Consider the following 14,042-nt stretch of genomic DNA (forward strand, 5'->3'; position numbering starts at 1 on the left):
AATTATTTATGGATTCTTTACGGGCAAACTTTTTTTATAATCCCGGCCGCATTATGAATATCCTGTTCCGAAATATCAAGATGTGTAACTGCCCTTATGACCCCAACTTTTCCGGTACCGAGCATAAGTCCTTCTTCTTTGCATCTACTTAAAAATTCATCCACACTTAAACCATTCACTTTAAACATAACAATATTAGTCTCAATAAGTGAAAGGTCAATCTCAATATTTTTTATTTCGGCAATTAATTTTCCGAGCAGTTTTGCGTTAGTATGATCATCAATTAATCTCTCAAAATTATTTTTCAGTGCGAACAAACCAGCAGCGGCAATAATTCCAACCTGTCTCATTCCTCCACCCCAAGCTTTCCTAATCCTAAAAGCTTCCTCAATAAACGATTTACTTCCAGCAATTATAGACCCAATTGGCGCTCCCAATCCTTTAGAAAGACAGCAGGAAACTGTATCAAAATATTTGGCATAATCCGAAACAGTAATTCCGGTTTTTACCGAAGCATTCCAAATCCTCGCGCCATCTAAATGATAATACAGATTATATTTTCTCACCAACTCTTTTATTTCAGAAATATTATCGATTGAGTTTACAGTTCCACCTGCTCGGTTATGAGTGTTCTCAATTTCCACAAGTTTTGTTCTTGCCATATAATAAGCGCTTGTGGGACGTATGAGTGGCTCAATTTGGCTTGCAGTAAAAATTCCTCGGTTATCTCCATCCACCAAACTAAGTTGAAGTCCACTCAGAGCCGCCGGGGAGCCAGATTCATATTGAAAAATATGAGCGTCCTTTTCACAGATTACTTCATCGCCCGGATTTGTGAGTACATTTAAACAAATTTGATTTCCCATAACACCGCTTGGAACAAACAATGCCGATTCTTTACCAAGAAGTTCTGCGGCATATTCTTGCAACTCAATTACAGTGGTATCTTCTTTATAAACATCATCTCCAACTTCAGCATCATACATTGCTTTCCGCATTTCCGCGGATGGTTTTGTTACGGTATCACTTCGTAGATCAATTATTTTTTTCATGGTTTATAAATCTCGCTAAAACATTTGGGAATAATTTATTAATTAGAAATAATACCAACATAAGTAAAACAGAAATTAAACTTAAATATGGGATTACTAATGGGTATTGAGAATAAAAAGTAACATCATTTCTTAACTCAACAAAATCAACAAGTGTTGTTTTAGTGAAGAGTTGAGATTGTACTTTTGTTTTTCCAGTTGCGTCTATTATGCATGATATTCCCCCGTTAGCGCAGCGAATAACATTTCTGCGGTTTTCTACTGCACGCAATACTCCAATCTCTTTATGCTGAAATGGTCCACTTGAATATCCATACCAGCTGTCATTAGTTACAACCGCAATAAAATTGGCTCCACTTTGAATAAATTTTGCCACATAATCGGGATAGATCGATTCTATGCAGATTACTGTTCCAACATTAACGGGCGAATTGTTTTCCATCATTTCAATTACATTTTGTTCTTTTCCTTTATTCCAACTAGAAATTCCAACTTGCCATTTTATCCAATCACCTAAAAATGGTAATTGCTCAACAAAAGGAACATGCTCGCCAAACGGAACCAATAAATTTTTTCTATATTTTTGAATATCGTTAGTGCTTGGTGAAAAGTAATAAATTGAATTATAAGAGGTGTAACTTATTCCGCTTTGTGTTTTCTTTGCATCAGCGGGTTTTGTTTCTTCATTATAAAAGAAATTAATATCGGGCATTCCCGTTATGAGGTGTACATTATTTGTCTGAACAAATGAATAAATTCTTGATAGTTCAGGATCATAATTTCCGGAGAGCAGATATACAGGTAGGGCAGATTCTGGCCAGAATATTAATCGAGCACCCTTCTCAACTGCTTCTGTTGATTGCTCTAAATAAATATCTAGTTGATCATTTAAATTTCCTTCGCTCCATTTATCCCACGGATTAATATTTGGCTGAACTATTCCCACTTTTACAGTATCACTGTTTGCCTCAAATCCTTCAATTCTAATAACGCCATAAATAAAAATTGAGGAGAAAATTATTATAGCCGCAATTAAGAAAGAATATTTGAGTTTACCCTCTCTATAACTTCTATAAGCGTGATAAAGAAGGATATTTATGAAAACAATTACAATTGTTAATCCAGTTGCGCCAATAATCTCTGCTATTTGAATAAACTGTATAAAAAAAGCTTGTGAATTACCAAGTATTAGCCAAGGGAATCTCAAATCGGTTAATCCATATAAAAATTCAAATGCGGACCAGAAGAGAGGAATAAAATAGATCGAATATTTTTTACCAAAGACTTTTCTCGCTAATCCATACATAGTTGTAATAATTAAATATAAGAATGGATTAACAAACATTAATGCAACACCTGAAATCATTAAGAAAGGATCGGCTTCTGCTGTCCAGCTTCCAACCCAATAAAGTGTAACAATTGTAAAACTAAAAAACATTATATAAGAAATTCGGTTGATCGATGAAATCGACTCTCTCTTTTCAATAACAATGAAGAATGGAACAAGCGCAGTAAAACTTAAGAAAGGAAATGGGAATGGTGGGTACGACAGTCCAAGAATTACACCGCTAAATACAGCTAGTAGCCAGTCCTTTTTTATGACTTTCATAATTATCTTAATTTTTTGGAAAATCATATTTCTTATTTCGTCTTAAAAAGTACCTTACCCAAAAGAATAATACTACTCCGCCAAAAACTATACCCGCCACAAGCGAATAATCATTCAAATATTTTTCAGCGTGATCAATATTTTCTCCAAGTGTAAAACCCATGAAAATTAGCAATGAATTCCAAATGGCGGCGCTGATTATTGCATAGAGAAAAGTGGGAAGCATTTTTAATCGATGAACCCCCGCAAAGAAACTTACTACCGCACGCGTTCCCGGTAAAAAACGGTTTATAATAATAATTTTATATCCATATTTATGAAACCACAGATCGGCTTTTTTTAAGTATTCCTCTTTTAAAAATTTAATTTTACCTTTTCTGAGAATGCTCGTTCCAAAATATTCACCAATCAAATACATTGAAATAAAACCGGTTCCACTTCCGAGTGTTGTAACCAGCAATAATGAGGTAAATCCAATTCCTAGTTTGGAAATAATTGCGGTACCAAAAACAATTACTAAATCACTCGGTGAAGGGGGAAGTATATTTTCGATATAAGCAAAGAAAAAAAGAATGGCAAAAATCCAAAATGAATCAAGCGTACTTAAATAGGCAATTATTTCTTCCAGCATCAGTTTTCTTTTTTGATTAGTAATACAGTTGCGTAGGCGGCGGCACCCTCTTTTCGCCCGACAAATCCCATTCCCTCTGATGTAGTAGCTTTAATCGAAATTTGACTGAACTCGACATCCAAAATTTCCGCAATCGTTTGTCTCATCTCAACAATGAAGGGAGATAATTTTGGTTTTTCCAACACAACTGTACAATCACAATTGGAAAGAGCATATCCTGTCGAAATCATTTTTTCATAAACATTTTTTAAGAGTAGTTTACTGTCAATTCCTTTGAAGTCGGGATGTGTATTCGGAAAGTGTTCTCCAATATCTCCCAAAGCGAGCGCACCCAATATAGAATCGCAAATTGCGTGTAGTAAAACATCGGCATCGGAATGCCCGAGTAATCCTCTTTCGCATGGAATTTCAATTCCGCCTAAAAATAATTTTCTCCCATCTGCAAATTCATGAACATCATAACCAAATCCCGTTCTAAATTGCTGTTTCAAAATCTCACCTCAAATGAATTAAACTCATTTTGAAAATTAGACCACAAAATTTTAGATTCTTTCACTTTAGCGTGTGAAGGTCCCTCTTTTAATATTTCATATAATTTTTCAATTAACAGTTTTTCCCCCTCAACAACTGTTAACACATCTCCATTTCCCAAGTTCTGAGTATATCCGTTCAAACTCAACTTATCAGCATTTCTCACTACAAAATATCTAAATCCAACACCTTGAACTCTACCAGAGACAGTAATTTCAGCTCTCGTCATTCTCTTTCACCTTCATGAAAAATGAATCATATCCTTCGGCAATTATTAACCCCAAGAATATTAACGCACATCCAACCAGGCCAAAATTACTGATTTTCTCACTTAGTAAAAAGAATGCAAACAATGCCGCGAATATTGGTTCAAATGAATAAATTATTCCAGCTTTAGTGGGGGTTACCATTTTCTGATATTTGGTCTGAAGCATGAAATTAAGAAGAGTAGCTAATAATGCGGTGTATAAAAGCCCCTTAATTGAATTATAGGAGAAAGAGAAGGAGGCCTTTTCCAGTGAAGTAATATCAGTGAAGAATGTAAAGATAATTCCCAAAATGGCAACGGTAACTAACTGCATAAAGAGTAATTCAACCAATCTGAATTTTGGGGCATAGATATCAATAAAGACAACATGAAGCGCAAAAAATAGAGCGCATATCAATGTTAGCATATCACCAAAATTAAAACTTCTCCCCAAGTCTGTTAAAAAACCAAAAATCGATTTTCCAGAACTTGATAAAAATAGAACTCCTAAAAAGACGAATAGTGTACCAATTTGTGCGCCCCGTGTTGGAATTTTTTTCTCTATAATAATTTGAAGCAAAGGGATAATTACAACCAGTGTACCTGTTAGAAATCCCGATTTGGTCGCGCTAGTTAATTTTAATCCTTGCGTTTGGAAAAGAAATCCAACAAAAATAATAGATCCTAAAAAAATACCGGGAAGAATTACATTCTTGCTGATAGATATTTTATTATAAACAATTATTGCAAATAAGATTAGTGATGCGAGTGAAAACCGGATTGTAACAAATAAAATCGGCGATACATCATTTAAAGATTCTTTGACAATCACAAAAGTACCGCCCCAAATAATCGTCATAAACAACAATGCTAATTCGGCAAAGTACTTCGATAAATTATTTTTAATATACTCATTCATGATGAGTGTCGTAACCGAACTGTCTTAAAATATTTTTATCGCTCCGCCATTTTTCCTTAACCTTTACATTCAACTCTAAAAATACCTCCTTGCCTAAAAACTCTTCCACCGCTCTGCGTGCTACCTGCCCCAATCTCTTAATTGCCTCCCCTTTATTCCCTATAATTATTGGTTTCTGCGATTCTCTCTCAACAACAATAGACGCAAGAATATAATCTTTTGCAGTTTCCCTCTCTTTAAATTCATCTATTATTACTTCGGTGCTGTATGGAACTTCTTCTCTGTAAAGTTCAAATATCTTTTCGCGGATAATTTCGGTGACAAAAAAGCGTTCATTTTCATCGCTGAGTTGGTCATCGGGGTAATATTTTGGATGTTCGGGCAATAAATCCAAAATTGAATTTAGTACAGATTGCAAATTATATTTTTCTTCTGCTGAAATAGGAATAATATTTTCAAACAACTTTTTATCTTCAAGTTTTTGTATGAGTTGTTCAACTTCAATTTGCTTCATTAAATCAATTTTATTTATAATCAATATATTTTTAGCTGATGAGTTGCTAATAACTGAATTTGTATTGGGATCAGAAAAAGTTCTCTCACCGCTCGGATCCTCCGAAGCATCAAGAATAAAAAGATTTATGTCGGAGTATTTAACAGCGGCAAAAATAGACTCAAGCATTTTTTCTTGAAGTAAATACTCAGGTTTAAGAATCCCTGGAGTATCAACAAAGATTATCTGATACTCTTCATGCGAAAGAATACCAAGTATTTTCTTTCTCGTTGTCTGTGGTTTGTTGGTGGTGATAGATAATTTTTCACCAATTAGAGCGTTCATAAGGGTTGATTTACCGGCATTTGGTTTGCCGACTATAGTAACAAATCCTGCTTTGTGATTCATTTATTCACCAAAAATGTTGTGCGAAAATATCGAAATTATTGGTGAATAGCTTATTCTGAAATTAATTAAGGTTGCTTAGATTTTATGCTTACTGAGAAAGTCCCTTTAATCTATTCTTAAAGTTCTTGAACCCATCATAAGAGAGGAATAAAACCACTAAGAGGAGTAAAATCATCGAGGATGATAATGTCATCAAAAACTTATTTGCCAATAATGAACCGGCAGAGGAAAAAAACGAGGTGATATATGGTGTAATTTTTTCAAACAATTCCATCTTTGGAGATTCGGAAATATTCCCGCTTGAATAGTAACCCATCGCAATTAAAATAGATGTTAATAGAATGCTCATAATTGAAATCATGGAGTAAAAAAAGTAATTTTTTACAGGCTTGTAAACACTCATAGCTTTGTTAATTTTTACCATGACTTTTGAGGTGAATGATTCATTAACAGGATCAACCTCAATTTTACGCATGGTGGAATCAACTACTTTAAGTGCTTTGAGTTTTGTCTTTAATTCAACATCATTATCTATAGCTCTATTTAATTGTTCTATCTCATTATTATCGAGCTGGTTATCGATAAAATCGTTCATTAAATCATCTATATTTTTCATACCAATTCCTCTTGATAATTATGTTTAATAAGAAGATCCCTCAAATTATTTCTTGAACGATGCAACAGCACTTTCACATTAACTATAGAAATCCCCATTACATTGCTAATTTCTGTTAATGAAAGTCCATCCATATAAAAAAGAATTAGTACCAATGCGTTTCTTATTGGAAGTTTATCAACCATTTTAAATATGTAATCGGAAACGTTTTCTGTGGTACTGTAAACCTCAGAATCAAATCTCGATAAATCAAATTCCTCATCATAACTACTCATCTCCTTTTCAATCTTTCTTTTTTTCGAAGAGATAAATGTGAGGGCTGAATTATACACTATTCGGTAAAACCAGGTTGAAAATTGCGATTCCTTTCTAAAATCCTTTATTGAATGAAATGCTTTTAAGAAACAATCCTGTAATACTTCCTCAGCATCCATTTCATTTTTTAAAAGTCTTTTAAGAAGTGAAAAAGCCCGGTCTTTATATCGGTTAATCAGCAATGTATAATCATTTATATTGCCTTTAACCACCGATTCAATAATTTCTATATCACTTAATTTTTTCATCACCCAATTAGACCAAAATGAAAGTTCAAAGGTTACAGAAAAAATATTCAGAATCTTGTAACCTTTTACATAGGGCTTCTTGTCAAAAGCATCAGAGAAACAAAAACATTAGCAATTTAAGAAAAGTAGAGTTTACTAATAATTAATTTTTAATAGACAAAGGAGAAACGTCATGGGACCAACAATAGCAGTTTTTATACCCATAATATTCATAATTGTAACCGGGATTGTAATACTTTCGGCGATATATTTTAAATCTCGTGAAAAGCAATTAATGATGGAAAAGGGACTGAGCGCTGAGCAAATCTATCAGTTACTTGAAGAGAAACAGAAAAATGGGAAAACATCAACCGCATGGCTTAAAATTGGAATTATAGCTGTGTTTTTTGGAGTTGGGCTTGGTTTTGGTTTCGCCTTGGAAAATGCCACAGGTTTTGATGAATACATGGCAGTAACCATTTTTGTGATGACCGGATTAGGTTTTATAACTTCCTACTTTGTGAGTAAAAAAGTAGAAGCATTAAATGAAGCTAATGAAAAATAATATCCCCACATAATTTTAAAAAAGGGTTGAGGATTACCTCAACCCTTTTTTTTATGCCATCTCATTCTCTTCAAGCCATCTCTGCGCATCGATAGCGGCCATGCAACCTGAGCCTGCGGCAGTGATTGCTTGCCTGTAAACATGATCAGCAACATCTCCAGCGGCAAATACACCTTCAATATTGGTATGAGTTGAACCAGGTTTTACTTTTAAGTATCCGGTCTCATCCATATCCAATATATTTTTGAACAAACTTGTGTTTGGCTGATGACCAATAGCCATAAAAATTCCATCAACCGGAACTTCCCATGTTGAACCATCCTTTGTATTTTCAAGGAGAGCGCCGGTTACAGTTTTTCTTCCCTCTTCATCTTTCCCCAATATCTCTTTTATCACAGCGTTCGTAATAAATTTAATCTTAGGATTCTTTTTAGCTCTTTCGGTCATAATTTTTGATGCGCGAAATTCATCTCTACGGTGAACAACTGTAACTTCAGAAGCAAATTTTGTTAAATAGATTGCCTCTTCCATTGCTGTATCTCCACCGCCAACAACAATTATTTTTAAGTTTTTAAAGAAGAACCCATCGCAAGTTGCGCATGCTGAAACACCATATCCCATATATTTTTTTTCACTTTCGATATTGAGAAGTTTAGCAGATGCGCCTGTTGAAATAATAACGGAATCCGCAGTATAAATTGTATCATCAGTTTTAATAGTGAAAGGACGTTTTGAAAAATCAACTTCGGTGACCAACTTAAAGAATGATTTTGCCCCAAAACGCTGAGCTTGTTTTCTCATTATATCCATTAATTCGGGACCTTGAATTCCATGCTCGAAACCGGGATAATTTTCAACTTCTGTAGTAATTGTTAATTGTCCACCTGGCTGCATGCCTTCCAAAATTATCGGCTCAAGATTAGCCCTGCTGGCGTATAATGCGGCTGTCAGTCCTGCAGGACCCGACCCAATAATTATTACTTTGTGATGATTATCCGACATTCTGTTCTCCAATTTTTATTAAATTTTTAATAGTTAGATGAGATAATATAGTTTTAGATTCATACATAATAAATTTATCACTTTTTGAGAAAAGCCGCGTTACGCTTTAGCCCTTTTAATTTTGCACGAAAAATTGGACTTGTTTCAAAACGGGTTTTAAACTCTTCACCATTCATTGAGAGCACTTCATCTATATTTAATTCCTTATTACATTTTGGTTCAAATTCGATGATTGAGGATATTTCTGAAAATTTATTATTCCACGGACAAACATCCTGACAGATATCGCAACCGAAGAGCCAATTATCAAACTGATTTTTGAACTCCTCATCAATTTCCTTTTTATTTTCAATTGTCAGGAAAGAAATGCATTTATTGGAATCGACGACATAATTATCGACAATTGCTTTTGTGGGGCATGCGTCGATACATGCGGTGCATGTTCCGCAATGATCGGTTATAGGATTTGTTGATTCAAATTCAAAATTAGTGATTATAGTTGCGATAAAAAACCAGCTTCCAATATCCCGGTTGATTACATTTGAATGTTTGCCAAGCCATCCTATACCGCTTTTCACTGCCCAGACTTTATCCATAACCGGTCCAGTATCCACATAACTTTTTGATTGAAATTGGGGATCAAGTTCTTTAAGGTATCCCTCCAGGAGTGCAAGCTTTTCCCATATGACTAAATGATAGTCTTTACCCCATGCATACCGGGAAACTTTTCCATAATTATCTTCTGTTTTATGCAGATGATCTGTATAGTAATTTAAGCCAAGAGATATAATGCTTTTTGCGTTATCAAGTAACAGTTTTGGATTGCTTCTTTTTTCAAGATTTTTAATCATGTACTCCATTGAAGCATGATAACCATTATTAAGCCATCTATTTAGATTCTCTATTTCATTTTCAATAGGCTCAATTTTTGCAAACCCAACTAAATCAAATCCCAGTTCTGCGGCTTTTTTAATCACAATTTCATTGGTAATCATATAACTTAATCACCACTTAAATGATTTTTTAAAAACTTTCACATAAACATATTCATCAATAATCATAACATCATATTTGCTTAAACCTTTAATTCCACTGGGAATTATCCCGGTCTCCAGACTGAATTGCCACCCGTGAGAAGGACAGGTAACTAATTTATCTTCAACGAATCCATCATATATAATTGCGGCTTTTTGGTGGGGACAAATATTGCTAACCGCGAATACTTCACCATCAATTTTAAATAATGCAACATCCTCATCATCAACAAAAAAACGTGACCCGATCTTTTCTTTGAGATCAGAAACTTTACATACTTTCTTGAAACCCTCCGGTACAATGCTCAAATCATCTCCTCAAAAATTTCATCTAACATAAAAGATTTACCATTAGTTGTTACGGTTGCCATTATTATTTCGGGATCATGCTCAAAAAATAATTTCCATTTTTCATCAACAGCTTGTGGTAATATTTTTTTCTTTTCCGAAATTGTTACAAGTGGTTCCAAATCGTAACCCATTACATAGGGAATTGGAATATGCGAACTTGTTGGAAATAAATCACCGCAGTAGAGAAGAGTGTCTGATTGATCTGAAATTTTAATCATCTGCTGTGAAAATGTATGACCGTTAACCGGAATAAATTTAATAAAGTCATCAAATTCTTTTTCTCCCTCAATGAAAGTAAGAATCCCATTTTCGGCAAGCGGCAAATAACGGTTATCAATAAAACTAGCGCGGTCCTTTTCAGACGGATTCATAGCCCACTCAAAATGTTTTTTTTGAACATGATATTTTGCGTTTGGGAAACAAGGAATCCATTTACCACTTTCAAATTTTGTTGAACCTCCGGTATGATCAAAATGAAGATGTGTTAAAAATACATCTGTTATTTCATCTTCTTTGATATTTAAATTCATCAGAGAATTGGAAAGTGTATTAGAGGAATTATCAACTCGGTAGATATTATTAAATTTTTCATCCCAGTTGAGTCCGAATCCTGTATCAATTAATATTTTCTTTGATTCACTTTGGAGTAGAAGTACTTTAGCCCCAAGAGTAATGCGGTTCTGGTCATCCGGCGGGTTAATTCTGCTCCACATTATTTTAGGAATAATCCCGAACATTGCTCCCCCATCCAAAGCAAAGGTACCGGTATGAAGCACCTTTATTTCATATTTTCCGATTTTCATAGTTATAATAAATAGTTATTTTGAAAGTAAATTTACATTATATTCGATTAATTTATAATAAGAGTAACAGAATGAAAAGAATAACCGTTCAATTGGGTTTAATGATCTTATTTGCATTGGTACTTTTATCCTGCAAAAGCGGTGATACAACCGGATTAAATGCTAATCAAGAAATTAAAAGTATGACCTTTAATATTAGGTATGGAAGCGCAGATGATGGGTCTAACAGCTGGCAATTCAGAAAAAATTACGTCTTTGAAACTGTTAGAAATAATTCGCCCGAAATACTTGGTGTACAGGAAGCACTTAAATTTCAGATTGATGAACTTCTTGAAAATTTACCAGAATATAATTTTGTTGGAGTAGGCAGAGATGATGGAATTGAGAAAGGTGAATTTTCTGCCATTTTATTTAATAAACAAAGATTTATTGTGGACAGCTCCGGTACATTCTGGTTTTCCGATACACCCAAAATACCTGGCTCCAAAACATGGGGAAATAATTTTACTCGAATCTGTTCATGGGCTGTTCTGTTCGACAAGTTTTTTCAAAAAAAATTACTGGTATGTAATCTCCATTTAGACCATGAGTCCCAAATTTCCCGTGAGAAAAGTAGCGTTCAACTTGTGAAATTTACAAAAGATTTTGTTGGTAGAATTCCGGTTTTAGTTATGGGGGATTTCAACTGCGGCTACAATAATGAAACTATAAAGACGCTCCTTAATAATGGTTTTATTGATACTTATAGAAAGCTGAATGAAATTTCACCTAATGAAGGTACTTTCAATGGTTTCGAGGGAACTGATACAGGTGAAAAAATTGATTTTATTTTTTCAAATAGATTTTTTGAAACAAAATCTGCAACCATTGTGAAAAAATCATTTAGTGGTATGTATCCCTCAGATCATTTTCCGGTTACTGCCAAAGTAGAATACACAAAATAAAATAGGCCGACTCTACATCGACCTATAATTTCGAATAACATAATAACTGAATTCTTTAGTTTCAGCTTCGCACTCATTTTCTTATGGAAAGTTGGTTACTAAGAATTATCTTCCTAAACCATCCAGATAATCTTTACGCTGTAATAATGTATCTTTATCCTCAACGTGTTTTGGATCTGGGACACAGCAATCAACAGGACAAACAGCCGCACATTGGGGTTCATCATGAAAACCAACGCATTCCGTACATTTATCCGGAACAATATAGAAAAAATCGCTTGAGTAGAAACCGGTTGCACCCGAAGGAGCTGCATCATCGGCGCCATAAGTTTTATCAGCAAGTTTCCAGTCTGCTCCACCTTCATATATTGCAGTATTCGGACATTCTGGTTCGCATGCACCACAATTAATGCATTCATCTGTTATCATTATCGCCATTGGTTTACTCCTGAATTAGTGAAAATTTATGTTAATTAATTTTGGGAATCTTTTTCCAGTATTTTTCGATATTATCATCAAACTCTTTTTTGGTCAACGAAACTATTAATTTGTCGACATCCGAAATCAATGCAGTTAAGTTCACTTCATTAAATTTTTCGGGATAACCTATCAATTTTAATTTAGCTTTTTTCAATTGATTTAAAGAACCGGTCAAATTTCCGCTTATTAAATGAAAACAAGCAACCGAAACTTGAACTAATCCTTGAAAAAAAAGTTTTTCTTCTTTCTCTGATTCAATCCAAATATCTTCAAAAAAATCGTGAGCGTCAAAAAAATTGCCGCTGTTAAATAACTCTATTCCTAATGATATATTCTTCAAAAACTTGTGAAATAATAATAAAAGACATTAATAACGTCAAGATAAAAGTACTTGTATGCCATTTTTACCAGCTTCCCGAAGAACCACCGCCGCCGAACGAACCACCTCCACCGGAAAAACCGCCTCCAAATCCACCTCCACCGCCAAAACCGCCACCCCAAGAACTCCTTCCACCACCTCTTGAACCTGTCATTGAGCTCAAAATTAACCAGGGGAGCACATTTCCGAGACCCCCGCCACCCCCTTTACCTTTTCCAAAAAGGGAGAGAATTATAAAAATTAGGATAAATATAAAAACTCCAGGGAACCCACCATCTTCTTCCTTTGATTTCTTTTTTATTTTATACTCACCCTGTGTTGCTAAAATTATGGCATTTAGACCAGCAGCAATTCCTGCATAATAATTATTTTCTCTGAAATGGGGGCGGACTTCATTTCTTAAAATTGAATTTGCCAATGCATCGGGGAGAGCTCCCTCTAATCCATATCCGACCTCAATTCTCATTTTGCGGTCATTTTTAGCTACAAAAAATAAAACCCCATTGTTATTAGCTTTGGAACCAATATTATTTTTTACCGCAGTTTCGTAGGTAAACATTTCTAGTGAATAGTCATTTAATGAACTAATCATTAAAAACACAACCTGGTTAGAAGTGGAGTCATCAAAAGTTTTTAGTGATGAATTAATATTTGAAATTTCTCCACTATTTAATGTGCCAGTAAAATCATTTGCGTATTGTTTAAGAGTAGGAATTTCAACCTGCGCAAATTGAATTGTAGCGACAAAAAAAAGAATAAAGAATTTTTTCATGATTATACTCTGCACTCGATACTCTCCACTTACTAAAACTGAACTTTTGGGGCTGTATCTGAACCCTCTTGAGCTTTGAAATATTGCTTCTCATTAAATCCGCTGAAGTTTGCAATTATAACTGCCGGAAACTTTTTGATAACAGTATTATATTGTTGAACGGACTCATTAAATTTCATTCTCTCTACCGTAATGCGATTTTCCGTTCCTTCCAACTGCTGCTGTAGCTGTAAGAAATTTTCATTTGCTTTAAGTTGGGGATAATTCTCTGATACGACAAGCAGTCTCGATAGAGCACTACTCAATCCATCTTGCGCTTGTTGAAATTTCTGGAATGCCTGAGGATCACTTAATTGATCGGCACTTAACTTAATTTGACCAACTTTTGCTCTTGCTTCGGTAACGGCCGTAAAAGTTTCTTTTTCAAAATCGGCTACTCCTTTCACAGTAGCAACCAAATTTGGAATTAAATCAGCGCGACGCTGATAAACATTTTCAACCTGACTCCAGGATTTATTTACATTTTCATTTAATCCAACTAGATTGTTATAGATACCAACACCCCAGCTAATTATAATAATGGCGATTACAACAACAACACCGAAAATTCCTAAACCAATTAGTAATCCTTTTTTCATTGTGCCTCCAAGTTATAAACTTAATA

Annotated in this window: 19 protein-coding genes; 2 read left to right on the forward strand and 17 right to left on the reverse strand. The window is 34.4% G+C overall.

Features of this window, described 5'->3' with window-relative positions; genetic code table 11:
* Positions 1 to 17: 17 nt before the first annotated feature.
* The 9 genes from KF816_13870 to KF816_13910 form a co-directional block, all read right to left on the reverse strand.
* A complete protein-coding gene (locus KF816_13870) occupies positions 18 to 1,052 on the reverse strand; it encodes a low specificity L-threonine aldolase (protein ID MBX3009102.1) in 1,035 nt (344 codons plus the stop codon).
* Positions 1,036 to 2,688 (reverse strand): apolipoprotein N-acyltransferase, encoded by a 1,653-nt coding sequence (lnt, locus tag KF816_13875; protein ID MBX3009103.1) that lies wholly within the window; start codon positions 2,686 to 2,688, stop codon positions 1,036 to 1,038. Before lnt ends, KF816_13870 begins: the two co-directional genes overlap by 17 nt.
* Positions 2,669 to 3,292 carry a DedA family protein gene (locus KF816_13880; GenBank protein ID MBX3009104.1) on the reverse strand — a complete coding sequence of 208 codons (624 nt, stop codon included), beginning with the start codon at positions 3,290 to 3,292 and terminating at the stop codon, positions 2,669 to 2,671. Before KF816_13880 ends, lnt begins: the two co-directional genes overlap by 20 nt.
* Positions 3,292 to 3,783 carry a 2-C-methyl-D-erythritol 2,4-cyclodiphosphate synthase gene (ispF, locus tag KF816_13885; GenBank protein ID MBX3009105.1) on the reverse strand — a complete coding sequence of 164 codons (492 nt, stop codon included), beginning with the start codon at positions 3,781 to 3,783 and terminating at the stop codon, positions 3,292 to 3,294. The genes KF816_13880 and ispF overlap by 1 nt, the downstream gene beginning before the upstream one ends.
* Complete coding sequence (locus KF816_13890) at positions 3,780 to 4,052, reverse strand: acylphosphatase (protein ID MBX3009106.1); 273 nt, start codon at positions 4,050 to 4,052, stop codon at positions 3,780 to 3,782. Before KF816_13890 ends, ispF begins: the two co-directional genes overlap by 4 nt.
* The gene (locus KF816_13895; GenBank protein MBX3009107.1) at positions 4,039 to 4,989 is read right to left on the reverse strand and encodes a DMT family transporter; all 951 of its coding nucleotides are present in this window, start codon (positions 4,987 to 4,989) and stop codon (positions 4,039 to 4,041) included. The genes KF816_13890 and KF816_13895 overlap by 14 nt, the downstream gene beginning before the upstream one ends.
* A complete protein-coding gene (gene era / locus KF816_13900; GenBank protein ID MBX3009108.1) occupies positions 4,982 to 5,890 on the reverse strand; it encodes a GTPase Era in 909 nt (302 codons plus the stop codon). Before era ends, KF816_13895 begins: the two co-directional genes overlap by 8 nt.
* Positions 5,891 to 5,978: 88 nt before the next feature.
* Positions 5,979 to 6,506, reverse strand: a complete 528-nt coding sequence (locus KF816_13905; protein ID MBX3009109.1) for a hypothetical protein — start codon at positions 6,504 to 6,506, stop codon at positions 5,979 to 5,981.
* Positions 6,503 to 7,069 carry an RNA polymerase sigma factor gene (locus tag KF816_13910; protein MBX3009110.1) on the reverse strand — a complete coding sequence of 189 codons (567 nt, stop codon included), beginning with the start codon at positions 7,067 to 7,069 and terminating at the stop codon, positions 6,503 to 6,505. Before KF816_13910 ends, KF816_13905 begins: the two co-directional genes overlap by 4 nt.
* A gap of 172 nt (positions 7,070 to 7,241) precedes the next feature.
* Between KF816_13910 and KF816_13915 the strand changes: the two genes are divergently transcribed.
* Positions 7,242 to 7,613, forward strand: a complete 372-nt coding sequence (locus KF816_13915; protein MBX3009111.1) for a hypothetical protein — start codon at positions 7,242 to 7,244, stop codon at positions 7,611 to 7,613.
* A gap of 51 nt (positions 7,614 to 7,664) precedes the next feature.
* Here KF816_13915 and trxB read toward each other — a convergent pair whose 3' ends face one another.
* The 4 genes from trxB to KF816_13935 all read right to left on the reverse strand — a co-directional run bounded on the left by trxB (position 7,665) and on the right by KF816_13935 (position 10,803).
* Positions 7,665 to 8,615 (reverse strand): thioredoxin-disulfide reductase, encoded by a 951-nt coding sequence (gene trxB / locus KF816_13920; GenBank protein MBX3009112.1) that lies wholly within the window; start codon positions 8,613 to 8,615, stop codon positions 7,665 to 7,667.
* Positions 8,616 to 8,692: 77 nt separating this feature from the next.
* Positions 8,693 to 9,610 carry a tRNA epoxyqueuosine(34) reductase QueG gene (gene queG, locus KF816_13925; protein ID MBX3009113.1) on the reverse strand — a complete coding sequence of 306 codons (918 nt, stop codon included), beginning with the start codon at positions 9,608 to 9,610 and terminating at the stop codon, positions 8,693 to 8,695.
* 9 nt (positions 9,611 to 9,619) lie between these two features.
* Positions 9,620 to 9,958, reverse strand: coding sequence for a Rieske (2Fe-2S) protein (locus KF816_13930; GenBank protein MBX3009114.1), 339 nt, complete (start codon positions 9,956 to 9,958; stop codon positions 9,620 to 9,622).
* On the reverse strand, positions 9,955 to 10,803 hold the full coding sequence (locus tag KF816_13935; GenBank protein ID MBX3009115.1) for an MBL fold metallo-hydrolase: 849 nt from the start codon (positions 10,801 to 10,803) through the stop codon (positions 9,955 to 9,957). Before KF816_13935 ends, KF816_13930 begins: the two co-directional genes overlap by 4 nt.
* Before the next feature lie 71 nt (positions 10,804 to 10,874).
* Here KF816_13935 and KF816_13940 point away from each other — a divergent pair, with 71 nt between their 5' ends.
* The gene (locus KF816_13940) at positions 10,875 to 11,747 is read left to right on the forward strand and encodes an endonuclease/exonuclease/phosphatase family protein (protein ID MBX3009116.1); all 873 of its coding nucleotides are present in this window, start codon (positions 10,875 to 10,877) and stop codon (positions 11,745 to 11,747) included.
* Positions 11,748 to 11,852: 105 nt separating this feature from the next.
* On the opposite strand, the gene KF816_13945 is transcribed toward KF816_13940, so the two are convergent.
* The 4 genes from KF816_13945 to KF816_13960 all read right to left on the reverse strand — a co-directional run bounded on the left by KF816_13945 (position 11,853) and on the right by KF816_13960 (position 14,016).
* Entirely contained in the window at positions 11,853 to 12,185 is a 333-nt protein-coding gene (locus KF816_13945; protein ID MBX3009117.1) for a 4Fe-4S dicluster domain-containing protein, read from the reverse strand.
* Between the two features lie 31 nt (positions 12,186 to 12,216).
* A complete protein-coding gene (locus KF816_13950) occupies positions 12,217 to 12,567 on the reverse strand; it encodes a DUF309 domain-containing protein (protein ID MBX3009118.1) in 351 nt (116 codons plus the stop codon).
* A 64-nt stretch (positions 12,568 to 12,631) separates the two neighbouring features.
* On the reverse strand, positions 12,632 to 13,378 hold the full coding sequence (locus KF816_13955) for a TPM domain-containing protein (protein ID MBX3009119.1): 747 nt from the start codon (positions 13,376 to 13,378) through the stop codon (positions 12,632 to 12,634).
* A 32-nt stretch (positions 13,379 to 13,410) separates the two neighbouring features.
* Positions 13,411 to 14,016 carry a LemA family protein gene (locus tag KF816_13960; protein ID MBX3009120.1) on the reverse strand — a complete coding sequence of 202 codons (606 nt, stop codon included), beginning with the start codon at positions 14,014 to 14,016 and terminating at the stop codon, positions 13,411 to 13,413.
* Between the last annotated feature and the right edge of the window lie 26 nt (positions 14,017 to 14,042).

The organism is Melioribacteraceae bacterium (genome assembly GCA_019638015.1).
In the GTDB taxonomy this organism is placed as follows: Bacteria; Bacteroidota; Ignavibacteria; order Ignavibacteriales; family Melioribacteraceae; genus JAHBUP01.